General features: G+C 69.8%; 23 protein-coding genes. 15 read left to right on the top strand and 8 right to left on the bottom strand.

What is annotated here, in order from left to right; all coding sequences use genetic code 11:
* Position 1 precedes the first annotated feature (1 nt).
* The 5 genes from I4Q42_RS01450 (at position 2) to I4Q42_RS01430 (ending at position 3,772) form a co-directional block, all read left to right on the top strand.
* Entirely contained in the window at positions 2-1,114 is a 1,113-nt protein-coding gene (locus tag I4Q42_RS01450; protein WP_198574284.1) for a Lar family restriction alleviation protein, read from the top strand.
* Positions 1,115-1,366: 252 nt separating this feature from the next.
* Positions 1,367-1,642: a hypothetical protein gene (locus tag I4Q42_RS01445; protein ID WP_198574283.1), complete on the top strand. Its 276-nt coding sequence runs from the start codon at positions 1,367-1,369 to the stop codon at positions 1,640-1,642.
* Between the two features lie 7 nt (positions 1,643-1,649).
* A complete protein-coding gene (locus tag I4Q42_RS01440; protein WP_198574282.1) occupies positions 1,650-1,868 on the top strand; it encodes a hypothetical protein in 219 nt (72 codons plus the stop codon).
* Positions 1,869-2,158: 290 nt separating this feature from the next.
* Positions 2,159-2,548 carry a hypothetical protein gene (locus I4Q42_RS01435; RefSeq protein WP_198574281.1) on the top strand — a complete coding sequence of 130 codons (390 nt, stop codon included), beginning with the start codon at positions 2,159-2,161 and terminating at the stop codon, positions 2,546-2,548.
* Positions 2,549-2,710: 162 nt separating this feature from the next.
* A complete protein-coding gene (locus tag I4Q42_RS01430) occupies positions 2,711-3,772 on the top strand; it encodes a tyrosine-type recombinase/integrase (RefSeq protein WP_198574280.1) in 1,062 nt (353 codons plus the stop codon).
* A gap of 164 nt (positions 3,773-3,936) precedes the next feature.
* On the opposite strand, the gene I4Q42_RS01425 is transcribed toward I4Q42_RS01430, so the two are convergent.
* The 6 genes from I4Q42_RS01425 to I4Q42_RS01400 form a co-directional block, all read right to left on the bottom strand.
* A complete protein-coding gene (locus I4Q42_RS01425) occupies positions 3,937-4,371 on the bottom strand; it encodes a VOC family protein (protein ID WP_198574279.1) in 435 nt (144 codons plus the stop codon).
* A 228-nt stretch (positions 4,372-4,599) separates the two neighbouring features.
* Positions 4,600-6,948 carry a TonB-dependent receptor gene (locus I4Q42_RS01420; protein WP_198574278.1) on the bottom strand — a complete coding sequence of 783 codons (2,349 nt, stop codon included), beginning with the start codon at positions 6,946-6,948 and terminating at the stop codon, positions 4,600-4,602.
* A gap of 91 nt (positions 6,949-7,039) precedes the next feature.
* Positions 7,040-8,548, bottom strand: a complete 1,509-nt coding sequence (locus I4Q42_RS01415) for an alkaline phosphatase D family protein (RefSeq protein ID WP_198574277.1) — start codon at positions 8,546-8,548, stop codon at positions 7,040-7,042.
* Positions 8,549-8,573: 25 nt separating this feature from the next.
* Positions 8,574-11,078 (bottom strand): TonB-dependent receptor domain-containing protein, encoded by a 2,505-nt coding sequence (locus I4Q42_RS01410; protein ID WP_198574276.1) that lies wholly within the window; start codon positions 11,076-11,078, stop codon positions 8,574-8,576.
* Positions 11,079-11,187: 109 nt separating this feature from the next.
* A complete protein-coding gene (locus I4Q42_RS01405; RefSeq protein WP_198574275.1) occupies positions 11,188-12,144 on the bottom strand; it encodes a FecR family protein in 957 nt (318 codons plus the stop codon).
* On the bottom strand, positions 12,144-12,698 hold the full coding sequence (locus tag I4Q42_RS01400) for an RNA polymerase sigma factor (RefSeq protein ID WP_198574274.1): 555 nt from the start codon (positions 12,696-12,698) through the stop codon (positions 12,144-12,146). Before I4Q42_RS01400 ends, I4Q42_RS01405 begins: the two co-directional genes overlap by 1 nt.
* A 275-nt stretch (positions 12,699-12,973) precedes the next feature.
* On the opposite strand from I4Q42_RS01400, the gene I4Q42_RS01395 reads away from it, so the two are divergent.
* The 10 genes from I4Q42_RS01395 to I4Q42_RS01350 all read left to right on the top strand — a co-directional run bounded on the left by I4Q42_RS01395 (position 12,974) and on the right by I4Q42_RS01350 (position 23,755).
* On the top strand, positions 12,974-13,591 hold the full coding sequence (locus tag I4Q42_RS01395) for a lytic transglycosylase domain-containing protein (protein ID WP_198574273.1): 618 nt from the start codon (positions 12,974-12,976) through the stop codon (positions 13,589-13,591).
* The gene (locus tag I4Q42_RS01390) at positions 13,591-13,908 is read left to right on the top strand and encodes a TrbC/VirB2 family protein (protein ID WP_198574272.1); all 318 of its coding nucleotides are present in this window, start codon (positions 13,591-13,593) and stop codon (positions 13,906-13,908) included. The genes I4Q42_RS01395 and I4Q42_RS01390 overlap by 1 nt, the downstream gene beginning before the upstream one ends.
* A gap of 5 nt (positions 13,909-13,913) precedes the next feature.
* Entirely contained in the window at positions 13,914-14,201 is a 288-nt protein-coding gene (locus tag I4Q42_RS01385) for a type IV secretion system protein VirB3 (protein WP_198574271.1), read from the top strand.
* Positions 14,198-16,549 carry a VirB4 family type IV secretion/conjugal transfer ATPase gene (locus tag I4Q42_RS01380; protein WP_332872996.1) on the top strand — a complete coding sequence of 784 codons (2,352 nt, stop codon included), beginning with the start codon at positions 14,198-14,200 and terminating at the stop codon, positions 16,547-16,549. The genes I4Q42_RS01385 and I4Q42_RS01380 overlap by 4 nt, the downstream gene beginning before the upstream one ends.
* Positions 16,546-17,748, top strand: a complete 1,203-nt coding sequence (locus tag I4Q42_RS01375; RefSeq protein WP_198574269.1) for a type IV secretion system protein — start codon at positions 16,546-16,548, stop codon at positions 17,746-17,748. The genes I4Q42_RS01380 and I4Q42_RS01375 overlap by 4 nt, the downstream gene beginning before the upstream one ends.
* Before the next feature lie 29 nt (positions 17,749-17,777).
* Complete coding sequence (locus I4Q42_RS01370) at positions 17,778-18,521, top strand: TrbG/VirB9 family P-type conjugative transfer protein (RefSeq protein ID WP_198574268.1); 744 nt, start codon at positions 17,778-17,780, stop codon at positions 18,519-18,521.
* Positions 18,518-19,627 carry a TrbI/VirB10 family protein gene (locus I4Q42_RS01365; protein WP_198574267.1) on the top strand — a complete coding sequence of 370 codons (1,110 nt, stop codon included), beginning with the start codon at positions 18,518-18,520 and terminating at the stop codon, positions 19,625-19,627. The genes I4Q42_RS01370 and I4Q42_RS01365 overlap by 4 nt, the downstream gene beginning before the upstream one ends.
* Complete coding sequence (virB11, locus tag I4Q42_RS01360; protein WP_232792769.1) at positions 19,624-20,604, top strand: P-type DNA transfer ATPase VirB11; 981 nt, start codon at positions 19,624-19,626, stop codon at positions 20,602-20,604. The genes I4Q42_RS01365 and virB11 overlap by 4 nt, the downstream gene beginning before the upstream one ends.
* A gap of 71 nt (positions 20,605-20,675) precedes the next feature.
* A complete protein-coding gene (locus tag I4Q42_RS01355; RefSeq protein WP_198574266.1) occupies positions 20,676-22,397 on the top strand; it encodes a DUF1800 domain-containing protein in 1,722 nt (573 codons plus the stop codon).
* Complete coding sequence (locus tag I4Q42_RS01350; RefSeq protein ID WP_198574265.1) at positions 22,397-23,755, top strand: DUF1501 domain-containing protein; 1,359 nt, start codon at positions 22,397-22,399, stop codon at positions 23,753-23,755. The genes I4Q42_RS01355 and I4Q42_RS01350 overlap by 1 nt, the downstream gene beginning before the upstream one ends.
* On the opposite strand, the gene I4Q42_RS01345 is transcribed toward I4Q42_RS01350, so the two are convergent.
* The gene (locus tag I4Q42_RS01345) at positions 23,752-24,759 is read right to left on the bottom strand and encodes an NAD-dependent epimerase/dehydratase family protein (protein ID WP_198574264.1); all 1,008 of its coding nucleotides are present in this window, start codon (positions 24,757-24,759) and stop codon (positions 23,752-23,754) included. The genes I4Q42_RS01350 and I4Q42_RS01345 overlap by 4 nt on opposite strands.
* Before the next feature lie 25 nt (positions 24,760-24,784).
* Positions 24,785-25,372, bottom strand: coding sequence for a TetR/AcrR family transcriptional regulator (locus I4Q42_RS01340; RefSeq protein WP_198574263.1), 588 nt, complete (start codon positions 25,370-25,372; stop codon positions 24,785-24,787).
* Positions 25,373-25,454: the final 82 nt, after the last annotated feature.

Below are 25,454 nucleotides of genomic sequence, written 5' to 3'. Positions count from 1 at the left end.
CATGACCCAGAACACCACCCTCAGCGAGCGCCTGGAGCCCTGTCCGTTCTGCGGCGGCGCGGCGAAGCTGATCAAGGACACCTACGGCTGTCATCTGCCTGATGAATACCCAGAAGGCGGCCGGTCGTGGGTCGTGTGCCCGCACCTTGGCTGTAAGTCTGGCCACAAATTCAACACGGCATCGCAAGCCGTCTCCGCTTGGAACCGCCGCGCCCCAATAGCGCCGGCCGAGCCGGTGGCGACGGACGACCCCCTCTTGGTCAGCTACGAACTGCTGAAGGATCGCGAGGGCGAGCTGATCAGCATCGGCATGCAGCTTGAAGCGGCCCTGCGCGTGGCTCGTGAGTACGTGCGGGACGCCTCTGCCCTTCGGCAAAAAGCTTCTGACGACCTGAAAACCATCGACGAGGCGCTCAGGAAAAAGCCACACGCCACCCCCGCCCAGCCCTCTACGGTCACGGCCATCAAAGACAAGGACATTCCGGCGCTGTTGAAGGCGGCGATCGTTCGCCTTGAGCGCTACGACGCGCCCTCGCGGCCCGCCATGCTCGACCTCGCGTCCCACCTTCGCGGCGTGCTGGAAATCCCGCACGAAGCAGAGGAGGCCGTGCGTCGCTGCGCCAGTATCGACAGCAACGGCTACATCGCCGAGAAGTCGGCCGTCATCGCGGCGCTGCGGGCCGGCGCCATCAACACCCCGCCCGCCCCCTCTCCGGTTACGCCCTCGCGGATCGAAATGGAGGCGGAAGTCTATCGCGAGATGCACGCCCTCGCGACCAAGACGCTCGGCTACGAGTGCATCCTGACGGCCCTGGAAGACCTCGCGCGCCTGAAGGAAGCGGCCTCTCCGGTTACGGGGGCTCTGGAAGACGGCGGCAGCACCGCAGACCCACAGCGCTGGGTCACGATGGACCGGCAGGGCATGATCGAGACCTTCCGTGGTTGGGCTGACGTCCTGATGGTGATCCACGACAGCAAAGTCACCACGACGGCGCAGAGCGAGCGCGACAAGGCGTTCTGGCGCGCCGACGCCCTGTACGAGGCCGCCGCCGAAATCGAAGAGGGCGCGTTCGACCCCGTCCGTCCGGTCGCCGCACAGAAAGCGGAGGGCTGAGCCGTGGGGACCTGGATCGAACTCAGGTGTGAGGATCGATGCGAAGCCGACCGCAAGAACTGCTGGTCAGACGTCAACGCTGGTCCGATGGACCTCGCGGAAGACACCCTGAAGGGGGCGGCGGCCGTCATTCGCAGCCTCTACGCCGACGCCAAAAAGGCAGGCTGGAAGCGGATCGAGGAAGGCTGGGTCTGTAAGAGCTGCGCCGCGCGCCGCGCCCAGGCCTCCGCCCTTGGTAGGGGGGGGGAGTAGATGGCCGTCGCCGCTTTCGAAGATGCCTGGCTTGAGGCCGCTTATCCCGACGAGGAGTGCGGCTGCCCAGTCGAGGAATGGGTGTGCTGCGGCGTCAGCCTCCAAATCCACTACGAGCCGGACGGGTCCATGGAAGTCTTCGCCGACACCGGCGATTGGGACCACACCTTCGCCCTGAAGGCCTCAACCATGGAAGCGGCCCGATCCGAAGCTTTCGCCTGGGCGCGAGGGCTTCCGTGTTCCGACGACATCACCGGAGGCCCTGCTAATGGCTAGAGAGAAGATGACCGATCTCCGACCCGGTCAACAGCGGATAATGAAACTGTTCTCTGGCTCGAACCACGACGTGGTGTTCATCCCGCACGACGTGTTTGATCTGCGCATCTGCAATGCCTTGGTGGAGCGCGGCATGCTCAGCCCGTTCGAGCATGAGGAGGGCTCCGGGTACGAGTTGACCGACGCCGGCCGCCAAGCCCTGGCTGAGGAGCAAAGTGATGGCTGAGGAAATTCTCACGCTGCGCTCAATTATGAGCACCATGAAAACAGTCCCGAAGTTTAGCGGACCCAGCGAGATAATCGAAACTGTTCACGCCCTGTCTGCTCCTCGCGAGGATTGGTCTGATTGCCGGTCAGTTTCGCGCTCCAAGCGTCGTCACGCTCAAGGCAAGCGCACTCGGATGAGGCTTGTACGAGACCCAGCCTGCTACGTGGCTGGTGATGCTATGTACGTCCATCCGGCGATCATGAAAAAGATGCGAAACCGAATGGCCGATGCCATACGCAGGAAAGAAGATGAGTTCTTCAGATCTGCGCTTTCCGGCAGCAGGCCGGAAATCAGTCTCCAATCGAAAGGCCCCAGCAATGGCGCTGAGTGAGCAAGAGATCGCCGGCATCATCCAAAAGCACGTGCGGCAGAACACCTGGCAGCAGGTGCTTCCGAACGGCCAGAAGATCGGGCCTGTTCACATGGGGCTTGGCCTAGTCGGCGTCGAGGGCGCTGCTTCTGAGATCCTAGCCGCCGTTCGCGCAGAGGGGTTTCTTGCAAAATCTGCAAACAACTTGGTCGGGGGGCAAATTGCAGAAAATGCAAAGTGCTCCAGCCCAGTAGTCAAGGAATCCTTGATCGCTGACCAGTCCGTAAGCCCGGCTGACCAACTGGCGGCGGAGGCGGGCCATGGCTGAGCCCGACGCGATCTCCGATGTTGAGGCCGCCGCGCGCCTGGGATTTCCCCTGCGCACTATTCGGCGGGTCATCGACCAGCACGCCCTCTGCATGCGCGCCGGCCGCCGCCGGCGCCTGACCCACACCCAGTACGAAGCCCTGAAGGAAGTCCTGACCCCGCAATGCCGCTCAATCTCTACCCCCGGCCGAACGGCATCTGGCACATCCGCGGCACGGTCCAAGGGCGACGTGTTGACCAGAGCTCTCGCACTCGCATCAAAGCCGAAGCCGAAGCAATCCGGGCGCAGCTCGAGGCCGACCTCTTCAAGCGCTCGGTCTACGGCGACAAGGCGGTAGCGACCTTCGCCGAGGCGGCCACGGTCTATATGGAGGCGGACAAGCCGACCGACCACCTGACGCCGCTGCTGGCTGAGATCGGCCTCACGAAGCTTTCCGACATCGACCAAAACTTCGTCGACCGTTTGGCCAAGCGCATGAAGCCAGGCGCCGCGCCCGCGACCATGATCCGGCAGGTCTACACCCCGATCTCCGCCGTCATGAACTTCTCGGCGCCCAAACTGTGCGACCCGGTCAAATTCGCCAAGCCCAAGGGCGCCGGCCAACGGGTCGACTACCTCACGCCGAGGGAGGCCGCGATACTGCTGGGCTTCCTCCCCGAGCACCTGGGGCGCCTGGTGACCTTCTATCTCGCCACCGGTTGCCGGGCGAGCGAGGCATTGGGCCTTGAGTGGCGCGACGTTTCTCCAGATGGCCACCGGGTCGTGTTCTGGGACACCAAGAAGGAATATCCCCGGGGTGTTGACCTGCAGCGTCGGGCCCGCACCATGCTCCCCGACCGACTGGACGAGGCCCAGGCCCTCGTTTTCCGCAACAAGGCCGGCGAGCCCTGGCACGAGTACGACGCCGTGAACCTCATGCTCAAGCGCCATTGCGCACGCCATAGCCCGACCGGCAAGCGGCTGACCAAGGCAGAAGTAGACGCCGGCGCGCTGACCTTCCGCCCGGTCCATTGCCACCTGTTTCGCCACACCTGGGCGACTTGGGCCTACGCCGTGACGCGCGATCTGACCTTCCTGATGAGCCAGGGCGGTTGGCGATCAGCGACGATGGTTCTCCGCTACGTCCATACCGCCAGCCCCGATTTGGCGAAAGCGGTCAAGCGAGCCGGTTGGGAGATTGATGGGAGGTCGATTTCCGGAGCGCGGCAATCCCTTACGGCGTAAGGGGTAGCAAGTTTCGATATCTACCTTGGTAAGGCTGAGGTCGGCAGTTCAATCCTGCCCGGCGGCACCATCGGGACCCAAGCCCTTGAAAGGCTTGGGTCCCGACCAGTCCCAGACATCGCGACGAGATATTACCTCTGCTCAGAGCGCGCCTTCGCGCGGCCTTACAGGCGCCCCGACTCGCCGGTCGGGACGGGTCCCTGCACGAACTCGATCAGGTTGCCGGCCAGGTCGCGGATGAAGCAGGCCGTGGCGTGCGGCATCACCTTCAGCCAGACGATGTCGGCCCCGCGGGCCTTCAGCTCCTCGGTCAGGGCGACGACGTCCGGTGCGACGAAGGCCACGTGCTTGACGCCGTGGGTGTGGACGTCGCGGTCGGGAATGCGGCGATCGTCCGGCAGGGGCGCGGCGCCGGGGACCTCGAACAGCTCGATCCGCAGGTCGCCGTTGGCGATCATCGCCACCTCGGCCGGGATGGTCGGGATCGGGAAGCGGCGCTCCAGCGAAAAGCCGAGAACGCGACCGTACCACTCGATGGCGGCGTCGAGGTCGGGGACGCTGATCCCGCCGTGGTGGAAGCCGTAGCTGAAGCCGCTCATCGAAGGATCGCCCGCTGAAAGTCGCTGGCATTGTCCGCAGGCGCGGGCCGGGCGCCACGCGTGATCACCGACCGATCGCACAGCGAACGATAGCCTCTACTCATCGTCATCCCGGCCGCAGCGCGCAGCGCGGAGAGCCGGGACCCAGAGGCCGGCGCAACGCGGGTCCCGGATAAGCCCTGCGGACTTTCCGGATGACGGCCTAAAAAATTGCCGCGCGGCGAGGGATCAGAACATGATCTTCCGCACGCCGACGCGGAACACGCGGCCCAGCGGGTCGAGATAGTCGGGTTGGTAGGTCAGCGGCAGGCTGCCGTCGCTGCTGGTCACCCGGGTGCGGGCGTCGAACAGGTTGGTGACCTCGGCGGTCACCCGCACGCCGCGCAGCCAGGGCTGCTTCTGCACCCACTCGCGCCGCTGGGAGAGGTCGGCGAACAGCCGCAGGTTCACGGTCGCCAGGTCGCCAAAGCGGTAGTCCGGGGTGGTCCCCTCGCCTTTCGTGACCGTGCCCGATTCCCACTTGGCGTTGACGAAGCCGCCGACGCCGCGCCGCGAGGCCCCGACCTGCAGCTTGACCTCGTGCTCGGGCTCGCCGCCGGAACCGGAGATCGAGTCGCCGTCCAACAGGTCGAGCACCGGCGAGCCGTCGCGGACCGTCACCTCGTCCTTCAGCCGCCAGGTGTGGGTCAGGGAGACGTTGAGCATGCCCTGGCCCGGCCGGATGTTCGCGGCCGGACGCCGACCGCCCGGACCGCCGCCGGGAGGCCCGCCGGGACCGCCCATGCCGGGCGGAGGCCCGCCGCCGTCGCCCGGAGGCGGACCGCCTCCCTCGCCTGGCGGAGGCCCGCCATCCGGGGGACCGCCGCCGGGCGGGCCAAAGCCCTGGCGCGGCGGGAACTGCATCGGCTTGCCGAAGGCCTGCGAGAAGGTGAAGCCCCAGGCGACCTCTTCCTTGACCTCGCGCGCGATGTTGATCGGGCGGGTGTCGATGCTGGTCAGGGTTCCGTCGAGGGCGCGGGTGAAGCGCTCGGGCAAGGCGTCTTCCAGGCCGGCCGTGACGCCAGTCAGGCTGGTGATCCCGTCGAGCACCTCGGTGCGGGTCCAGTTCAGGTTCATCTGCAGAGCGTGCTTGGACGTCGGGGTCCAATTGACGCCGAAGTGCAGGATGCGGTTCTCCGGCGCTTCCAGGTCGGCATTGCCGCCGCTGCGCTGGGTGACCGACACCGTCTTGCCGGTCAGATAGTCGAACACCGCGACATTAGGCGTGGTCTCGTCGGGATCGTTCAGCTGCGACAGGGTCGGGGCCGTGGTCTTGGTGGTGTAGTCGCCGGTGAACACCAGCTTCTCGACCGGGGTCCAGTTGAGGCCCGCGCCCAGGGTGCGCAGGGTTCCGAAGTCCGACACCTGGGCGGCGGCGAGGTTGAAGTTGGCCGACACCGCGCCGATCCGGTCGCCCAGGCCGTCGCCGGCGGCGGTCAGCGGCAGGTCGACGCTGGCCTGCACCGAACCCTGATCACGCGAGACCTCGCGCTTGGTGAGGTCGATGCTCTGGCTCTCCAGGCTGGAATGCTCGCCGCCGGCCTTCAGCGAGACCCGCAGCGAACCGGCTGGCAGCGACAGAAGCGCGCCGTTGGTGACGAGGTCGCCCTTGACGCTCTGGGCCACGGAAGAGGCGCGGGTCGGATCGGCCGAGGTCTCGCGATCGGTGGCGGAGTCGGTGTCGATCCGCTGATAGGCCAGGCTGCCGGTCCAGGCCCAGGCGCCGAGGAAGCCGTCGGCCAGGGCGCCGAGATCGGCCGTGGTGGTCTTGGTCTGCTTTTGCAGGGTGGCGGACAGGCCGTCCGCGCCGTCGCCCAGGCGGCTGACCTCATCCACCGACTTGAGGCCGCCGCTGACCGTCAGGCCGACCTTGTCGGTCAGGTCGCGCTTCATCACGCCTTGCAGCTGGGCCTGGCGGATACGGGGCGCCAGCGTGCGGCCGGCCGTGGTCTCGCCGGTCTCCGAGCGGTCGATGTCGCGCTCATCTTCATAGAGAGCCGACTGGTTCTTGAGGTCCAGGCCCAGCGACCAGCGATTGCCGCCCTGGATGCGCAGGGCGTTGGTCCGCGAGGTCCCGACCGTGCGCCCGCCGCCCTCCGGCCGCTCGGCGTCGACCTGCTCCGACAGCGAGCGGAAGCGCTCGCGCAGGATGATGTTCACCACCCGCTGGTCGGCGCTGTAGCCGTAGGACAGGGCCGTCTGCTCGGGCAGGATCTGGAACTGCTCGATGGCCTCGGTCGGCAGGCCGCGCAACTCCTGGAAGCCGGAGATCCGCCGGCCGTTGATCAGGAACACCGGCGAGCCGCCGCGGGCGCTGGTGGTCTGGGCCTCCAGCAGCTCGATCAGCTCGTCGACCGTGGCGGCCCCGAAGGCCTGGATCTGCAAGGGGTCGTAGGCCACCAGCGGCGCCTGGCCGCCAAGGGCCTCGCCACGCTTGGCGGCCGAGACCACGACGCCGGAAACGTCCGTAGGCGTCGCCGCTGTGTCGGCGGCCGGCGCGGCCATGGCGGCCAGAATGACAAGCGATGCGACGGCCATGGAGCCTCTTCGTCCAGGATGAGCGAAGGAGGGCTCCTAAGGTCAGAGTTGTGCAGCACCATCACCGGGCCGAAACAATCGCCGGGATCTTTCAGGCGCCTTGTGCGCCGGGCCGCCGGTCCTCGACGACGAAGCGGGCGAGGCTGGACGTCGTCGCATTTGGATCGGCCTGATCGGAGACCGCGCGCAGGTCGACCTCCAGCCGGTCGGGCCGGGCGTCGAGCAGCAGATAGCCGGACCGTTCGATGTCGGCGAACCGCAGTTGCGGGTTGCGGGAGCGGGCCTCGCCGTAGCGGGCGCGCGGCGCGTGGCTGGCGGCCAGGCAGGTGGTGACCAGCTCGGTGGCGACCACTGGCGTTTCCGGCCGTTCGGGCGTCGCATGCAGGTCGGCGACCAGGAAGGCGTGGATGTCGCCGCCCAGGGTCACGGGATTGCGGACGGCCGGCTGGGTCAGGGCGCCGATCAGCCGGCGGCGGGCGGCGGGATAGCCGTCCCACTGGTCGGACATCACACCCTCCGGAGTTTCGATCGGCGCGATCGGGGTCTGCTGGGCCAGCAGGGTCCAGCGGGCGGTCTCGCGTTTGAGGCCGTCGGCCAGCCAGGCCTCCTGGCCCGGGCCGAGCATGGTGCGGTCGGGGGCCTCGAGCTCGAGGCAGTCGCGACGCGGGCGGTTGCCGGCCTGGCGCGGGCCGTTGCAGGCCTGGGTCGAGCGATACTGGCGGCCGTCGAGGATCGGCAGGCTGACGAGGTCGCCCCAGGCCAGGCGGCGATAGAGCCTGGGCGCCCACAGGCTGGGCCGCACCGGCATGTGCTCGAAATAGGCCTGGTAGGCGGCCTGGCGGCGGCGCGCGAAGACGGGCGCCTCCAGCGCCTTCAGGTTGGCGAGATCCGCATAGTCGTTCTCGACCTCGTGGTCGTCCCAGGTCACCGCCCAGGGCAGCAGGCGATGGGCCTCGCGCAGGTCGGGGTCGGACTTGTAGAGCGCGTGGCGACGGCGATAGCCGGCCAGGTCCATGGGCTCGGGACCGTCGAAGATGCGGACCTTGGGAAACTGGGCGTAGCTGTTCTCGTAGATGTAGTCGCCCAGCTGGACGACGAGGTCCGGCGCGGCGGCGACGAGGTCGCGATAGGCGGTGAACCAGCCGAGCTCGAAGTGCTGGCACGAGGTCGCCGCGATACGTGCGTGGCTGGCCTGGCACGGGGCGGTGGCGGTGCGGCCGACCGGGCTGACCGCGCCCAGGGCGTGGAACCTGTACCAATAGGGCCGGCCGGGGCGCAGGCCGGCGATCTCGACGTGCACGGCGTGGGCCAGGGAGGGCGAGGCCGCCCGCCGGCCCTTGCGGACGATGCGGGCGAAGGCCTCGTCCTCGGCGACCTCGTAGGTCACCGGCACAGAGGGCGCATCCAGCGGCGCGCCATCGGCGCTGAGTCGGGTCCACAGCACGAAGCCGTCGAGACTCGGGTCGCCGCTGGCGACGCCGAGCGCGAAGGGATCGAGGCCCGCCTTGCGGTCCATCTCCAGCCCAAGCACGGCGTCGGCGCGCGCCAGGGCCAGGGCGGCCGAGGCGGCGACCAGGCCGCGGCGGGTGAGATGGGACATGGCGGGCCTCCTTTAGTTCACGACATCAGAAGTCGAACCGCGCGCCGACGCCCCAGGTGGCCGGGGCCCCCACGAGACGGGCCGCGCCGTTCAGCTCGGGGAAATAGACCTCGTCGGTGATGTTCTTGCCGTAGGCATAGAGCGTCCAGTTCGACGGGGTCGCCAGCTCCATCCGCAGATTGACCAGGGTGTAGGGCTGGGCGGTGTTGCCCGGCAGGGCGTTGAGGCGGTTGCTCTCCTCGCCGTGGTGGGTGACGCCCAGGCGGCTGCGAAGGTTCCAGCCGCCCTCCAGGAACAGCACGTGGTTCAGCGCCAGGGTGGCCGAGACGTCCGGCGCGCCCGGCAGCGGGTCGCCGACCGTCGCCAGCACGTCGGCCACACGGTTGGAGCTGAACGACAGCACCTCGGTGTCGAGCCAGGTGGCGTTGGCGTCTAGTTGCAGGCTCTGGCGCTCGCTGCGCAGGACCTGGACGTTGAGGCCGACCTCGACGCCCTCGCTGCTGGCCTTGCCGACATTGGCCCGGCCGTTGGTGTCGTTGGCCAGGCGCGTGGTGGCCTGCAGCTCGCTGAACCGGTAGCGGAAGGCGTCGAGCGACAGGCGCACGCGGCCGGTGGTCCAGCGAAGGCCGGCCTCGTAGGCCTTCACGGTCTCGGAGGCGAAGGGCTTGGTCTCGGCGACGGTGAAGATCGAGGTGCCGTCGAAGCCGCCGCCGCGATAGCCGGTGCCCGCCGAGACAAAGACGTTGAGGTCGTCGGTGACGTCGTACTTGGCGGTCAGGCGGCCCGAGACGTTGTCGTCGTTGAAGGTCTCGTCCCAGGCGAAGTTGGCCGTGGTGGCGAAGGTGGTCGTGAAGGTGCTGATGCCCCACGGATTGCGGTCCACGTTCTTGCCCTTGTAGTCGGCGTCGTCGCGCGTGTAGCGCAGGCCCGCCGAGATCTGCAGGCGCTCGATCGGCCGGTAGTCGACCTGGCCGAACAGGGCCAGGCTGGACCGCTGCTGCTTGTGCAGGTTGTCGTAGACGGTCAGGGCCGTGTAGCTGATCCAGTTGGTGTCGAACTGCACCTCGTCGGTGACGTAGAAGGCGCCGGCGATCCAGTCGACCTTGCCGCCGGTGTCGTCTGCCAGGCGCAGTTCCAGCGAGGCCTGGCTCAGCTTCTCGTCGGCGTCGAAATAGGAGGCCGGATAGGGCGAGCCGTCGCCGTTGCCCTGGATCGACCGCGTCGAGCCCTGCCAGCCGCCGACGGCGGTGAAGTTGAGGTTCTCCTTGACGCGATGGGCCAGGGTGGCCGAGCCGCCGTAGATGTCGATGCTCTGGGTCGGATAGCCGGTCGAGTAGAACTCGTAGGGGTCGGCGTTCTCGCCGGCGTTGGCGATGGTGGCGTCCTTGCTGCGGGCGATGCGGTCGTACTGGCGGGTGTCGCCACGATCGCGGCTGCCGAACAGCTTGACGGTCAGGTCGGTCTCGGGGGCCAGGGCGAGGTCGATGGTGGCGCGGGCGGCGAACAGGTCCTTGTCGCCGAAGCCTTCGCGGCGGCCGGGATCGGTCAGGGCCGGGACCTGGGTCTGGACCACGCCACGCACCGAGGGCTGGTAACCGGCCAGGGTTCCTGCCCCCGCGCCGGTCATGAACCCGCCGCCGTTCTGGGCCAGCACGGCGATGCGGACGCCGAGATTGTCGCTGACCGGACCGCCGGCCGAGGCCTCGAACTCGGTGTAGTCGTAGCTGCCGTATTCGACGCGGGCCGAGCCCTCGAGCTCCTTGCCGGGGCCGCGGGTGATGGCGTTGATCACGCCGGCCGTGGTGTTGCGGCCGTAGAGCGTGCCTTGCGGGCCCTTCAGCACCTCGACCCGGTCGAGATCGAACAGCGGCATGCCGAGATAGGCGTTGGAGGTCTGGTAGACGCCGTCGACATGCAGGGCGACGGACGGGTTGCCGTTGGGCTTGTAGTCGTCGGCCCCGCCGATGCCGCGGATGCTGATCAGGCCGTAGTTGGTGCCGCCGAAGGCGTAGTTCACCGACAGGCCGGCCACCTCGTCGACCAGGTCGGTGACGCTGGTGATGCCCCGGCGGGAAGCGTCGGCGCCCTCGACCACGGCGACGGCCATCGGCACGTCCTGGATGGCGGCCGAGCGCTTCTGGGCGGTGACGACCACCTCTTCCAGCTGGCTGATCTCGGCGCGCTCTTCGGCGGCGGCGGTGATGGTGAAGGTGCGCTCGCCGGTGGCGACGGCCTTCAGGCCCGTGCCGGCCAGCAGGCGCCCCAGGGCCTCGGCAGGCGTGCGGGCGCCGGCCACGGCCGCGCCGCGCTTGCCGCGCACCAGGGCGGGCGCATAGAGCAGCTGGACGTCGGCCTGGCGGGCCAGGGCCGGCAGGGCCAGCTCCAGCGGCTGGCTTTGCAGGCTCAGCGCCGCGACGCCGCCCGTCTGGGCCAGGGCCGGAGAGGCCAGGCCCGACGCCAGGCCCAGCGCGGCGACCGCGCCGCAGGCCAGCAGGTTGCGTCGAAGCGCGCGTGAAGTGAAGCTCGTCATGACTATGGTCCCAAACAGCCGCCGGCCCCTGACCGATCGACTCCAGGAACCGTCGCCGTGATCGAACCCTCATCCCGTCGTGAAAATTTCACGCAACGAACGGCGGTCTCTAGGTCGTGGAGGCCGCCGCGATCGACCAGGTCGAGGCCCCGACCTGACGGACGCTGAGACCGAAGGCCGCCTGCATGGCCTGGGCGAACTCGCGCGCGCCGTCGTAGCGGAACGAGCCGGAGATGCGGATCGAACCCAGCTCCGGCTGGGCCAGCACCAATTGGTCGCGGGAATAGCGGTTGAAGGCGGCGACCACGTCGTCGAGCGCCTCGTCGTCGAACACCAGCCGCCCGCTGCGCCAGGCGGTCAGGCCCTCGGCGTCCGTAGTGGTGGTCACAGCGGGAGCCAGGGCCGGACCGGAGAGCAGCTGGCCGGCGCGGATCGCCAGTGGACGGGCGCCGCCCGCCTCGGCGGCGACCTGCAAGGCCCCCTCCTCCAGCAGGATCTGCGCCCGCTCGCCGTCCAGCGAGACCTGGAAGCGGCCGCCGGCGCATTCGGCGACCTGCTCGCCGGCGATCAGCTTGAACGGCTTGCCCTGGCGGATCTCGAAATAGGCCTGGCCCTCGTCCAGCCGCGCGGCGCGCTTGGAGCCGCCATAGCCGACCCGCAGCTTCGACAGCGGCGCCAGGGTGACGCGCGAGCCGTCGGGCAGCGAAGTCGTCAGCCGCTCACCGAGGCCGGTGCGGATCGTGGCCTGGGCCGCGCCGGCCATCATCAGGCCGATGCCGCCGGCCGCCGCCGCGGCGGCGGCTCCACCGGCCATGCCGAAGATCGCCCGGCGGCTGGGACCGGAGGCCGTGCGCAGGGCGGCCGAGCGCATGCGCAGCAGCTCGCGGTCGCCGCCGGCCTCGCCCAGCGCTTCCCAGCCCTGTTCGAGTTCGTCGAAGGCCCGGGCGTTGTCGGCCTCGCCCAGCCAGTCGGCGAAGGCGCGCTGTTCGTCGGCCGTCAGCCGGCCGCCCTCGACCTTGGCGAACCAGCGGGCCGAGGCGTCGGGCGCTTTGGGGGAGCCGGCCATCAGACCTCCTCCCGCAAGGCGTCGCGCAGCACGATCATGGCCCGGGCCAGGTGCTTTTCGACGGCGCTGACCGAGATTCGCAGGCGGGCGGCGATCTCGGCGTGGGTCATGTCCTCGAACCGGCGCAGGATCACGATGGTCCGAGCGCGGGGCGGCAGCGACTTCAGGGCCGCGCGCAGCCGCGCCAGGTTCTGGCGGCCGCCGACCACCTGTTCGGCGCCGGGCAGGTCGTCGGCCGGATCCAGCGTCTGAAGGTCCACGGGGCCGCCGTCGAGCCGCGCCCGGTCGCGGCGGGCCTTGTCGCGCAGCAGGTTGGCGGCCGCCTCGAAGACGTAGCCGTCGACGTTTTCCAGCGCCATCAGACCCCGGCGGCGCAGCAGGCGCAGGAACAGGTCCTGGACCAGTTCCTCGGCGTCGAGGCGCGAGCCGGTGCGGCGGGTGAAGTAGCTGAGCAGCGGCGCACGCAGGCGGCGGGTCAGGGCCTCGAACCCCGCGCCTTGCGCTTCGCACGTCAGGTTGAGTGGTGGACCGCAGGTCGGAGCCGTTGAGCGCATGAGCGGCGCATGCCATCGGCGCGCGACAATCGCGTGACGGCCGGGCCTCATGACAGGCCGAAGCTCAGCGCCCGAAACGTCTCGCCGGTCAAGTTTCAAGCTTGAATGTGAACGTAAAATCTTGACCAAGCTTAAGCGAAAACATCCGAAATGTAGACTTCACGACATAGATAAACAGCAACTCAATGCGCTGTCCTGCCGCATTACGCGATTCAGCACCGCCCTATACATACTCATTAAGCATATTTTTTAACCACAACCATTCGGGAGCGTCGATGACGTTCGATTTCGCCCGCCAGGCCGTGAGCTTGGCGGCCCTCGCGATCTGCTGTCTGCTCGCCGCCCCGGCCGCCGCCCAGGTTCTGGAGATCGGTGACGAAGGCGAGGTCACGCGCTTCGAAGGCCCGGCGGTGTTCACCGACGGCGCCGTCGAGACGATCGCGCCGCCCAAGGCCGCCGTGGTGGAAACGCTGGCCAGCGAGGACGTGCGGCGCGAGCTGCACGCCGCCGCCGCCGACTACGCCCTGGACCCCAAGCTGGTCGAGGCCGTGGCCTGGCGCGAAAGCCGCTTTCGTCCCGCCGCCCGCTCGCGCCGCGGCGCCATGGGCGTGATGCAGCTGATGCCGGGCACGGCCCGCGACCTGGGCGTCGATCCGGCCGACATGGCCCAGAACATCAAGGGCGGGGCGATGTACCTGCGCCAGATGCTCAACCGCTTCGGCGGCGACGTGAAGCTGGCCCTGGCCGCCTACAACGCCGGCCCCGGCGCCGTCCTCAAGCACGGCGGCGTGCCGCCCTACGCCGAAACCCAAGCCTATGTCGCCTCGATCCTCGGCCGGATGGCCGTGGCCGGGCCGGCCCTCGCCCTTCCCGCCCTCGGAGCCCCGAACTGATGCGTAAGTTCCTCAACGCTCGCGCCGCCGCCCTGGCGACCGTCCTCGCCGCCGCCGCCAGCCAGGCTCACGCCCAGGTCGCGCAAGCCGACCCGCAAGGCTCTTCGGCCGTGCTGTCGGGCGTGCTGTGGCTGCAGGGCACGCTGATGGGCAACGTCGCCACCGCCGTGGCGGTGATGGCCGTGGCCGCCGTCGGCTTCATGATGCTGACCGGCCGGATGAACTGGCGCTACGGCGCGACCGTCATCGTCGGCTGCTTCATCCTGTTCGGCGCCACCACCATCGTCAGCGGCATCCGCACCGCCTCGGGCGCGTAAGCCCGATGGCCGCTCCCCTCGATCGCGACGTGGTGTTCGGGGCACTGACCCGGCCCCAGATGTTCGCCGGCGTGACCTACAGCTACTTCGTCGTCAACGGGGTGGTCACGACCGAGCTCTTCCTGATCACCAAGTCGTTCTGGGCCCTGCTGGCGGCCCTGGTGGTCCACGCGATCGGCTACGCGGCCTGCCTGCGCGAGCCGCGCATCTTCGACCTGTGGCTGACCAAGGTCAGCCGCTGCCCCCGTGTTCCCAACTTCCGGGCCTGGCGATGCAACAGCTACCAACCGTGAATCCGAAAAAGGAAGCGTCGGCCGGCAAGCGCCTGCCCTACGCCCGTCACCTGGACGAGCGGACGCTGGAAACCCGCGACGGCCTGCTGATCCAGGTGATCCACCTGGCCGGCCTGCCGTTCGAGACCGCCGACAGCGAGACGCTGAACTATCGCAAGGCGGTGCGCGACGTGATGCTGCGCGGCCTGGCCAGCTCGCGCTTCGCCGTCTACCACCATATCGTCCGCCGCGAGGCCCGCGTGGGCACCGAAGGCACGTTCGCCGACGCCTTCAGCGCGCAGGTGGACGCCGACTGGAGCGAGCGCCTCGCCGGCCGCAAGCTTTACGTCAACGACCTGTTCCTGACCCTGGTGCGGCGGCCGCTGCAAGGCCAGGGCGGCCTGATCGACAAGGCCCTGCGCCTGGCCAAGGGCTCGGCCCAGTCCGCCACCCAGAAGACCCAGGACCGCCGCGAGCTCGACGCCGCCCGCGACAGCCTGGTCTCGGCCCTGGCGCCCTACGGCGCGCGGGTGCTGGGCCAGTACGAGGGCGCGAACGGCAAGTGCTCCGAGCCGCTGGAATTCCTGTCCTGCCTCTATAACGGCGAGATGCGCCCGGTGCTGGCGCCGGAAGGCGACGCGGGCGAGTACCTGCCCTATCGCCGCGTCAGCTTCGGCCACGAGACGCTGGAACTGTCGCGGGCCGGCGCCCTGGCGCGCGGCTTCGCCTCGATCGTTTCGGTCAAGGACTACCCCGCCCAGACCACGCCGGGCATGCTGGACGACCTGCTGCGCCTGCCTTGCGAGATGGTGGTCACCCAGAGCTTCGGCTTCGTCGACCGCCAGCCGACGCTGGACAAGATGAACCTGTCCCTGCGCCGCATGCGCGCGGCCGACGACGACGGCGTCAGCCTCAAGGCCGATTTGCTCCGCGCCAAGGACGACGTGGTCAGCGGCCGCGCCGCCTTCGGCGAGCACCACCTGTCGGTGCTGGTGCGCGGCGAGAGCCTCGACGGCCTGGACCAATCGACCGCCGAAGTGCTGTCGGCCTTCACCGAGATGGGCGCCATCGCCGTGCGCGAGGACGTCAATCTGGAACCGGCCTTCTGGGCGCAGTTCCCCGGCAACTTCAAGGATATCGCCCGCCGGGCGATGATCTCGACCGCCAATTTCGCCGGCTTCGCCAGCGGCCACAACTTCCCGGTCGGCAAGGCCCTGGGCAACCACTGGGGTCCGGCGGTGACGCTGCTGGAGACCACCTCGGCCGGCCCCTACCACTTCAACTTCCACAAGGGCGACCTGGGCAACTTCACGATCATCGGCCCGTCGGGCTCGGGCAAGACCGTGGTGCTGAACTTCCTGCTGGCCCAGGCCCAGAAGTACAAGCCGCGCACCGTGTTCTTCGACAAGGATCGGGGCGCCGAGATCTTCCTGCGCGCCATCGGCGGCCGCTACGAGGTGCTGCGTCCGGGCCAAGCCACGGGCTTCAACCCGCTGGCCCTGGAAGACACCCCGGCCAACCGCCGCTTCGTCGCCGACTGGATCGCGCGCCTGGTCTGCCGTCCCGGGGAGACCCTGACGCCCGACGACCTGGCCCGCATCAAGGACGCCGTCGACGCCAATTACGACCAGGCGCCCAAGCTGCGCCGCCTGCGGTTCTTCGCCGAGCTGTTCAAGGGCTCGCGCCGTCCGGACTCCGCCGACCTGACCGCGCGCCTGGCGCCGTGGCACGGCAACGGCGAGCACGCCTGGCTGTTCGACAACGCCCAGGACGGCCTGGATCTGTCGGCCGCCACCCTGGGCTTCGACATGACCCAGCTGCTGGACGACCCGGCGCTGCGCACCCCGGCCATGATGTACCTGTTCCACCGCGTGGAGCAGCGCCTGGACGGCCACCCGACCCTGATCGTCGTCGATGAAGGCTGGAAGGCCCTGGACGACGACGTGTTCGTGGCCCGGATCAAGGACTGGGAAAAGACCCTGCGCAAGCGCAACGGCCTGGTTGGCTTCGCCACCCAGAGCGCCCAGGACGCCCTGGAAAGCCGCATCGCCAGCGCCATCGTCGAGCAGGCCGCCACCCAGATCTTCATGGCCAACCCCAAGGCTCAGATGAAGGACTACTGCGGGGGCTTCGGCCTGACCGAGCACGAGTTCGAGCTGGTTCGCAGCCTGCCCGACACCGCCCGCTGCTTCCTGATCAAGCACGGGACCGACAGCGTCGTCGCCCGCCTGAACCTGGCCGGCTCGCCCGAGCTGCTGACGGTGCTGTCGGGCCGCGAGAGCACTGTGCGCCAGCTGGACGCCCTGCGCGAACGGCTCGGCGACGCGCCCGAGGCCTGGATGGCCAAGCTGGTGAGGGACGCCGCATGACTCCGCTCGCTTGTCCCGCCGCCGACGCCCCGTTGGTTCAGGGCCTGATCGGCTCGGTCGACTGCCAGGTGCATGGCCTGGCCCAGGCCGGCTACGCCGCCCTGGCCGCGCCCGGCTCGCCGGTCTCGACCCTGCTGACGGTGCTGATGACCGTCTATGTCGCCTTCATGGGCTATCGGCTGGTACTGGGCCGCGGATCCTTGCGGATCGGCGACGCCACCATCGCCGTGGTCAAGATGGCCCCGGTCGTGGCCCTGGCCACCAACTGGGCGCTGCTGGAGACCCTGGCCTACGACGCCCTTTTCAAGGCTCCGGCCGAACTGGGCGGCCTGCTGCTGGGCAAGCTGGGCGGCGAGGCCGGCAAGGCCGATCCCTATCTGCGCCTGCAAGACGCCTACGACGCCCTTCAGACCGCGGCCCAACACTTCGCCAGCCGGGCCGGCGGGCGCGACTCCGCCCTGCAGGGCGGGCCGGGCTTCGCCGCCTTCGCGGCCAATATCGGCGGCCTGACCATGCTGCTCACCAGCCTCGGCGCGGTGCTGGCCTGCAAGGTGGTGCTGTCGGTGCTGCTGGCCCTGGCCCCGCTGGTCGCCGGCCTGCTGCTGTTCGAGACCACCCGCGGCCTCGTCGAGGGCTGGATCAAGGCCATGGTCGCCCTGGCCCTGCTGCCGATGATCGCCACCATCGGCCTGGCCCTGGAACTGGCGATGATGACCCCGTCGCTGAAGGCCCTGGCGGCCCTGAAGACGGCCCAGCAGTTCGCCCCGCTCGACATCGCCCCGGCGGTGACGGTGCTGGTGCTCAGCCTGGTCTTCGCCGTGGTCCTGACCGCCGCCGCCATCGCGGTGTCGGTGATGGCCGCCGGCCTGAAGCTGCCGCGTGAACAGCGCGCCGGTCAGGGCGCGGCCTCGTCCGCCGACGCCGGCCAGGCGGCCACGCAGGTGGAGCCGCTGTCGCGGGCCGCCCATGTCGCCGCCGCCGCCGCCGCCATGACCCGGCGCGAGGACCAGGCCGCCGCAGCCGCCGCGACCACGACGATCGGCCCCCGCCGCCTGGTGGTGGTGTCCGACCGCTCGGCCGCCACGCCGTCAACGACCTCGGCCCCGTCCACCGCCACGGCCGCCGCGCCGCTCGGCGCCAGCTATCGCCGCCCCGCCTCGCCCCGCCGCAGCGCCGCCGGCGCCCGGAGAGACCAGTGACCTTGCTTTCCCGTACCGGAGTTTCGCCCGTGAAGCGCTCGCTTCTCGCCCTGTCGCTCGCTCTCGGCGTCGCCGCACCGGCCCTGGCCCAGACGGTCGCTCCGGCGGTCGTGCATGCGGCGGCAGACCCGCACATCCGCACCTTCGCCTATGACCCCGACCGCGTGCAGCGCCTGACCGGCGTCATGGGCTTCCAGACCATGATCGAGTTCGGCCCGGACGAGCGCATCGAGAACGTCTCGATCGGCGACGCGCTGGGCTGGCAGGTGACGCCGAACAAGCGCGCCACCCTGCTGTTCCTCAAGCCCGTCGACCGCGCCCCGGCCACCAACATGACCGTGGTCACCGATCGCCGCCGCTACGTGTTCGAACTGTCGGTGGCCCCGGCCAAGGCTTCGACCGCCGACGCGGCCTATGTCGTGCGCTTCCGCTATCCGCCGGTCGCTGTCGAGGCCCCGCCGCCTCCGGCCAAGCCCGCCGCGCCGATCGCCCACAACAGCGCCTACAGCGTCCAGGGCGCGACCGGCCTGGCCCCGTCGCGGATCTTCGACGACGGCCGCGCCACCTATTTCGCCTGGCCGCAGCAGGCCGACCTGCCGGCCATCTTCGTCGTCGGCGCCGACGGGGCCGAGGGCCTGGCCAACGCCGTGGTCAAGGACGGCTACCTGGCCGTCGACCGCATCGCCCCGCGCTTCGTCCTGCGCAGCGACAAGGCCAGCGCCACCATCGTCAACGCCGGCTGGACCGCCCCTTCCGCGGAGATCGCCCGATGACCGATATCGATCCCCGCCAGCAGCCGGACGTCGTCGACGATCTGGCCGCCGCCGACGCCCAGGCCCGCCCGACCGTGGCGCGCGGCGCCGGCGTCTCGAACATCGCCATCCTGGCCGGCTTCGGCGTGCTGGGCCTGGGCGTCTTCGCCTGGCTGTCGGCCCACCGCGCCGACGCCCAGCCGCGTCCGACCGCGCCTGTCGCCGCCGTCGCCCGGCTGGCCGCGCCGCCGCCCGCCCCGGCCCTGCCGGCCGCCGTCCCGGCGCCGCAGTTCACGGTCGACAACAGCGTGCCCGACGCGCTGCCCCCGGCTATGGCCGCCCTGCCCGCGCCCGTCGCCACGGCTCAAGCCGTGCCCGTCGACCTGTCGGCCCGCCGCCGCGCGCCGACCCTGATCGTCGACCTGGGCGGCGATCGCCCGACGGCCAAGCCCGCCGTCATCGACAAGGACGGCAAGCCGGCGCCGATCAAGACCGCCGCCCTCTCGGCCGAGGAAAGCTTCGCCGACCGCGTCGGCCTGGACGAGGCCTCGCCGGCTCGCGCCACGGCCATGCAGGACCTGGACGCCATCGTGCCGCAGGGCGCGGTGATCCCGGCGGTCATGGAGACGGCGATCAATTCCGACCTGCCGGGCCTGGCCCGCGCCATGGTCACCCGCGACGTCAAGAGCTTCGACGGCTCGACCGTGCTGATCCCGCGAGGCAGCCGGGTGATCGGCCAGTACAAGTCGGGCCTGTCGCAAGGCGCCTCGCGCGTCTTCGTGATCTGGACCCGGGTGATCCGTCCCGACGGCGTGTCGATCCAGATCGGCTCGCCGGCCGCCGACCCGCTGGGTCGCGGCGGGATCGAGGGCAAGGTCGACAGCCACTTCTTCACGCGCTTCGGCGGCTCGATCCTGACCTCGGTGCTCAGCGCCGGCGTTGCGGCGGTCAGCAACACCCGGGCCAATTCGCAGATCTACATCGGCTCGGCCTCGGACATGGCCAACCTCGCCAGCAGCGCCAAGGCCAACACCACCTCGCCCACCATCAAGACGCCGCAGGGCGCGCCGGTGACGATCTTCGTCGCCCGCGACCTCGACTTCTCCGGCGTGCGGGCGGGCCGATGACCCACCACGCCCCGATGGGGGTCTATCTGGAGGCCTACCTGGCGCCGCTGGCGCCGTGGTTGGCCGATCCGGCGGTGACCGACCTCTATGTCAACGGCCCTGGCGAGCTGTGGGTCGAGCGGCTGGGCGGCGCGGTCGCCAAGGTCGCCGTGCCCGAGCTCGACGAGACCAACCTCTGGCGCCTGGCGCGCCAGGTGGCGGCCCTCGCCCACCAGGGCGTCAGCCGCGAGCACCCCCTGCTGTCGGCCGTGCTGCCGGACGGCGCCCGGGTGCAGGTGGTGGCCCCGCCCGCCACGCGCGGCGGGATCGTCATGGCCATCCGCAAGCACGTGGTCTCGGACCTGTCGCTCGACGACTACGCGTCGGCCGGCGCCTTCGACCAGGCGACCACCCCGCCGGTCCGTCCGGACGCGGCTCTGCGGGCCCTGCTCGACGCCGGCGACGTGCGCGGCTTCCTGTCGGCGGCCGTCCGCGCGGGCAAGAACATCGTGGTCAGCGGCGGCACCTCCACCGGCAAGACCACCTTCCTCAACGCCCTGCTGAAGGAAATCCCGCGCGATCAGCGGCTCGTCCTGATCGAGGACGCCCCGGAAATCCGCCTGGTGCATCCCAACGCCGTCGGCTTGGTGGCCGCCAAGGGCGATCAGGGCCAGGCGCGAGTCGGCACGGAGGACCTGCTTCAAGCCAGCCTGCGCCTGCGGCCCGACCGGATCATCCTGGGCGAGCTGCGCGGGGCCGAGGCCTTCAGCTTCCTGCGCGCCGTCTCCAGCGGCCATCCCGGCTCGATGACCACGGTGCACGCCGACGATCCGCGCGGCGCGGTCGAGCAGCTGGCGCTGATGGCCCTGCAGGCCGGCGCCAACCTGCGACGCCAGGACGTGGTCGACCACGTCGAACGCGTCGTTGACGTCTTCATCCAGCTCCATCGCCCGGACGGCGTCCGCGCCGTCCGGGAGATCCTGTTCATCGACCGATAGCGGCCGCCTCCAACCCTTTTTCTTTGTGTTCAGCACGCCCGTCCCGCGGGCGTGATCGGGGATCTTTTGTCATGCGTACCAGACTTCTAGCGTCGAGCGCCGGGATCGCCCTGGCTCTCATCCTCTCCGCCTGCGGCGGCGGTGGCGGCGGCGGTTCGTCGTCGTCCGAAAGCGGCTCGCCCACCACGCCGACCACGCCCACTCCGACGCCGACCACGCCCGTGGCGCCGGCGGTGATCACGGCGGCCGAGGCCTCGCGCCTGGCCAAACAGGCCAGCTTCGGACCGACCCCGGCCCTGATCGAGCAGATCGTCGCCGCCAAGAGCGCCTCGGCCTGGATCGACCAGCAGCTGGCGCTGAGCGACAGCACCTATGCCGACATCGCCGCCAAGCCGGTGAAGAGCACCCACTGCACCGACCAGAACCTGACCGGCACGGATCTCAGCTACTGCAACCGGGACAACTTCGGCGCCATGCCGGTGGCGATGCGGTTCTATTCGAACGCCATGGGCAAGGACGACCAACTGCGCCAGCGCGTGGCCTTCGCCCTGTCGCAGATCGTCGTGGCGTCCGACCTCGAGGTGCACACCACCGCGGGCCTGGCGACCTTCAACCAGATCCTGCTGGCCAACGCCTTCGGCAACTATCGCGACATCCTGGCCCAGGCGACCCTGAACCCGTTCATGGGCAACTACCTGGACATGGTCGACAGCAGCAAGTCGGCGCCCAACGAGAACTACGCCCGCGAGCTGATGCAGCTGTTCTCGGTCGGCACCGTGATGCTGAACATGGACGGCACGGCCAAGACCGGGTCGGACGGCGCGACCATCGCCACCTACAGCAACGCCGACGTCAAGGACGTGGCCCGCGCCCTCACCGGCTGGACCTATCCCAAGCTCGAGGCCGGCGGCGACTGGACGAAGATCGACTACTCCAAGCCGATGATCGTCATCAGCACGCGGTTCGACACCGGCGCCAAGACCTTCCTCGGCGCCACCATTCCGGCCGGCGCCACCCAGCAGGCCAATGTGGACGCCGTGGTCGATGCGGTGTTCAAGCACGCCAACACCGCGCCGTTCGTCTCCAAGCGCCTGATCCAGCAGCTGGTCACCGCCAACCCGTCGCCGGCCTATGTGGGCCGGGTCGCCGCCGTGTTCGCCGACAACGGCTCGGGCGTGCGCGGCGACATGAAGGCGGTGATCAAGGCGATCCTGACCGACACCGAGGCGCGCGGCTCGTCGACGACGCCGGGCAAGGTCAAGGAGCCGGTGCTGTTCCTGACCAGCCTGGCCCGCGGCATGGGCCTGAAGTCGGACGGCTACGCCTTCTATTATCGCGACACCACCCTGGGCCAGATGCCGTTCCGCTCGCCCTCGGTGTTCAACTTCTATCCGTACGACTTCCCGCTGCCGCTGGGCTCGGGCCAGGTCAGCCCGGTCAGCAAGCTGATGACCACCTCAACCATCATCGCCCGCCACAACCTGGCCTGGGACTGGACGATGGGCGGCGAGCAGACCCGCACCGAGTTCCAGGTGCAGTCGAGCATCTCCGGTTCGACCGGCCTGCAGACGGCCTGGACCGACTGGGACGCCCTGGCCGCCGACGAGAGCAAGCTGCTCGACCGTCTGGACCTGGTGTTCCTCAACGGCACCATGACCTCGGCCCAGCGCAGCGCGCTGTCGGCCGCCATGGCCACCGTCAAGAACACCGACGCCGCCGCCCAGGCGCACAAGCGCGCGCAGGTCGCCCTCTACATCGTCGCCACCGCCCCCAACTTCCAGGTCGACCGCTGATGACCCTCTCCCGTCGTGATTTCGGCCGGCTCCTCGCCGGCGCCTCCGCTACCGCCGCCCTCGCCCAGATCGGGATCTCGGCGGCCATCGCCGACACCTCGAGCTATCGGGCCATGGTCGGGGTCTTCCTGTTCGGCGGCAACGACGCCTGGAACATGGTCGTGCCCACCGACGACCGGTACACGGCCTATGCCAGCCAGCGCGCGGCCATCGCCCTGCAGAAGGACAGCCTGGTGCCCCTGAGCGGCACGGCCTTCGGTCTGCACGCCGCCATGGCGCCGCTGAAGGACGTCTGGGACGAAGGCGCGCTGAGCGTGGTGCTCAACAGCGGCACCCTGTTCCAGCCTCTGACCAAGACCCTGTACCAGAACCGCCCCGATCTGCGGCCGCTGAACCTGATGTCCCACGAGGACCAGCAGAACCAGTGGCAGGGCATGCGGACCCGCGAGAAGAACCTCGACGGCTACATGGGCCGCATCCTCGACCGCGCCGACGCGGCCGAGTCGCCGCCGCTGGTCTCGATCGCCGGCTCGCAGCTGGCCCTGATCGGCTCCAGCAAGTCGCCGCTGATCCTGCCCTCGACCGGCGGCATCGCGCGCAGTGGCTACAACGCCGCCAGCACCGACGCGGCCGTGATCGCCCGCCAATCGGCGCTGAACACCTTCTCGGACGCCACCGCGTTCGGGGCGGTGACCGACATGACCAGCCGCGGCATGTCGTCGGCCTACGCCCAGGCGGCGACGGCCAACACCATCATCACCTCGACGACGTCGACGGTGGACCAGTACTTCAAGAACCCGACCACGGGCGCGACCCTGACCAGCGACATCTCCCGCCAGTTGCTGCGGGCGGCGCGGATGATCGAGGCCCGCAACACCCTGGGCCACGCCAAGCAGACCTTCTTCGTCAGCCAGGGCGGCTACGACACCCACGCCAGCGAGCTGTCGACCCACGCGACCCTCTATGCCGACCTCGCCCTAGCCTTAGCGGCCTTCTATAAGGCGATGAAGGCGCTGGGCCTGGCCAACAACGTCACCGCCTTCACGATGTCGGACTTCGGCCGCGTCTACACGCCGAACGGCAACGCCGGCACCGACCACGCCTGGGGCAACAATCACCTGGTGATCGGCTCGGCCCTGGCCTCGCGCAAGGTCCACGGCCGCTATCCGGACACCACCCTGGGCGGGCCCGAAGACGCCTATACCGACGGCCGCTGGATCCCCAGCATCGCCGTCGAGGAATATATCGGCGCCATCGCCCAGTGGTACGGCGTCTCGGCGACCGACCTGCCCTACGTCTTCCCCAACTGGGCGACGTGGAACGGCGGCGGCCGAGGACCGGTGCCGCTGTTCGGCTAGGCTCCTTCTAATTCCACCAGACCCTGCGCGCGCGTGACGACCAGCTCATAGCCGAGCGTGGCGCGCGCCTTGGCGATGTTCAGCGTCACCTCGACCGCCGAGGTGGCGTACACCTGACGGCTGAGCGGACCCGTGATCCGCCCGCCGCTGAGGGCCGCGAGAGCGTCGCCGATCGTGGCGATCACCCGCAGCACGCCGCCCGGAACCGTCTTGTCCGGCGGCGTCAGGCCCTGGGTGGCCAGGAGCTGCGTGGCGAAGGTGCGGAACTCGACCGGCTCGCCGTCGGTGACGAAATAGGCCTGGCCGCCCTGCCCCCTGGCCAGGGCCAGGACCACGCCCTCGCAGAGATTGGCCACATGGGTGGTCGAGGTCGCGTAGCGGCCGCCGTCGATCCAGGCGAAGGCGCCCGAACGCACCGCTCCGGCCAGCTGCGGCAGGGCCGTGGTGTCGTCGCGCCCCCAGACGAAACGCGGCCGCACGGCCACGACCTCGAAGCCGGGTTCGCTCTGCGCCAGCGCCAGCCGCTCGGCCTCGCCCTTGGTGCGCGAATAGGCGCCCGCCGGATGGCGCGGATAGGGCTGGTCCTCGGTCGCGTCGTGCAGGGGAGCGCCGTCGAGCAGCACGGACTCCGTGCTGATCAGCACCACGCGCGACACGCCCGCCGTCCTCGCCGCCGCCAGCACGGCGCGGGTCCCCTCGACATTGATCCGCCGTAGCCGCGCCTGCACGCCCGCGCCGTGGTCGGTGTCGGCGGCGGCGTGGACCAGGGCCTGGCAGCCGGCCATGCCCTGCGCCAGGGCGGGATCGAACAGGTCGCCCGCGAAGGGCTCGGCGCCGAGGCCGCTGACCGTCGCGATCGTCTCGGGGCTGCGCGCCAGGGCCACCACCTGGACGCCGTCTGCGACGAAGCGGCGGATCAGGTTGCGGCCGACATAGCCGCTGCCGCCGGTGAGAAACAGGCGCGTGGGGGCGCGCCCGCCGGCGGCGGGTTCGATGGAAGTCATGGTCTGTGGTCCTAGTGGAGAGGTGTCAGGTCGCGGTCGGCGACGGCAGCGGCGCATCGCCGTCGGGCGCCGTCGTCGCCAGCCAGTTGATCTCGCGCAGGATCCGGGCGCGCTCGTCGTCCGGCCAGGCGTGGTAGTCGAGCGCCTCGAGCAGCTTAAGCCCCTCCAGCGCCAGATAGGCCAGCAGCGCGCCGCGCGGGCTGGCGGCGTTGGCGGTCAGGTCGGCGATGACCGTCCGCTGGTTCTCCTGGATGCGGCCGCGCAGGCCGGCGTCCTGGGCCAGGGCGGCGCAGAGATTGAGGGCCACGGCGCGGAAGTCGTCCGGCAGCGGCGCGGCGGCCGCCAGGATCCGTCCCTGGATCACCGCGTCCTGGCGCGGACCCAGGCTTTGCGTCATGGCGCGATTGAAGGCGTTGTCGCGATCGACGGCCCGCTGTACCACCGCGTCGATCAGCGCCGCCTTGGTCTTGAAGTCGTAGAGCACGGTGGCCTTGCCGATGCCGGCCTGCTCGGCCACGGCGTCGAGGGTCAGGCGCGCGGCGCCGTCCCGGGCCACGACGGCCTCGGCGGCGTCGAGCACGGCGTCACGATCGACGATGCGTTTGCGGCCCATGGCCAACCTCATTTATAACCGACCAGTCGGATATAAATGAGTCCTCGCCGCCCGGCAAGCCTCTCCGGAAACGACGACGCCC

The sequence above is a fragment of the Caulobacter hibisci genome (assembly GCF_016135805.1).
In the GTDB taxonomy this organism is placed as follows: domain Bacteria; phylum Pseudomonadota; class Alphaproteobacteria; order Caulobacterales; family Caulobacteraceae; genus Caulobacter; species Caulobacter hibisci.
The sequence above is the reverse complement of the archived record's forward strand: the minus strand, read 5'-3'. Positions and strand labels throughout refer to the sequence as shown.

Bases quoted from the DNA above. Each gene is read 5' to 3' on its own strand.
- I4Q42_RS01385 (WP_198574271.1), top strand. From the start codon at position 13,914: ATGGCCGCTCCCCTCGATCGCGACGTGGTGTTCGGGGCACTGACCCGG.
- I4Q42_RS01375 (WP_198574269.1), top strand. From the start codon at position 16,546: ATGACTCCGCTCGCTTGTCCCGCCGCCGACGCCCCGTTGGTTCAGGGC.
- I4Q42_RS01350 (WP_198574265.1), top strand. From the start codon at position 22,397: ATGACCCTCTCCCGTCGTGATTTCGGCCGGCTCCTCGCCGGCGCCTCC.
- I4Q42_RS01445 (WP_198574283.1), top strand. From the start codon at position 1,367: ATGGCCGTCGCCGCTTTCGAAGATGCCTGGCTTGAGGCCGCTTATCCC.
- I4Q42_RS01400 (WP_198574274.1), bottom strand. From the start codon at position 12,698: ATGCGCTCAACGGCTCCGACCTGCGGTCCACCACTCAACCTGACGTGC.
- I4Q42_RS01405 (WP_198574275.1), bottom strand. From the start codon at position 12,144: ATGGCCGGCTCCCCCAAAGCGCCCGACGCCTCGGCCCGCTGGTTCGCC.
- I4Q42_RS01440 (WP_198574282.1), top strand. From the start codon at position 1,650: ATGACCGATCTCCGACCCGGTCAACAGCGGATAATGAAACTGTTCTCT.
- I4Q42_RS01355 (WP_198574266.1), top strand. From the start codon at position 20,676: ATGCGTACCAGACTTCTAGCGTCGAGCGCCGGGATCGCCCTGGCTCTC.
- I4Q42_RS01420 (WP_198574278.1), bottom strand. From the start codon at position 6,948: ATGGCCGTCGCATCGCTTGTCATTCTGGCCGCCATGGCCGCGCCGGCC.
- I4Q42_RS01435 (WP_198574281.1), top strand. From the start codon at position 2,159: ATGAGTTCTTCAGATCTGCGCTTTCCGGCAGCAGGCCGGAAATCAGTC.
- I4Q42_RS01430 (WP_198574280.1), top strand. From the start codon at position 2,711: ATGCCGCTCAATCTCTACCCCCGGCCGAACGGCATCTGGCACATCCGC.
- I4Q42_RS01425 (WP_198574279.1), bottom strand. From the start codon at position 4,371: ATGAGCGGCTTCAGCTACGGCTTCCACCACGGCGGGATCAGCGTCCCC.
- I4Q42_RS01415 (WP_198574277.1), bottom strand. From the start codon at position 8,548: ATGTCCCATCTCACCCGCCGCGGCCTGGTCGCCGCCTCGGCCGCCCTG.
- I4Q42_RS01365 (WP_198574267.1), top strand. From the start codon at position 18,518: ATGACCGATATCGATCCCCGCCAGCAGCCGGACGTCGTCGACGATCTG.
- virB11 (WP_232792769.1), top strand. From the start codon at position 19,624: ATGACCCACCACGCCCCGATGGGGGTCTATCTGGAGGCCTACCTGGCG.
- I4Q42_RS01390 (WP_198574272.1), top strand. From the start codon at position 13,591: ATGCGTAAGTTCCTCAACGCTCGCGCCGCCGCCCTGGCGACCGTCCTC.
- I4Q42_RS01395 (WP_198574273.1), top strand. From the start codon at position 12,974: ATGACGTTCGATTTCGCCCGCCAGGCCGTGAGCTTGGCGGCCCTCGCG.
- I4Q42_RS01450 (WP_198574284.1), top strand. From the start codon at position 2: ATGACCCAGAACACCACCCTCAGCGAGCGCCTGGAGCCCTGTCCGTTC.
- I4Q42_RS01340 (WP_198574263.1), bottom strand. From the start codon at position 25,372: ATGGGCCGCAAACGCATCGTCGATCGTGACGCCGTGCTCGACGCCGCC.
- I4Q42_RS01410 (WP_198574276.1), bottom strand. From the start codon at position 11,078: ATGACGAGCTTCACTTCACGCGCGCTTCGACGCAACCTGCTGGCCTGC.
- I4Q42_RS01345 (WP_198574264.1), bottom strand. From the start codon at position 24,759: ATGACTTCCATCGAACCCGCCGCCGGCGGGCGCGCCCCCACGCGCCTG.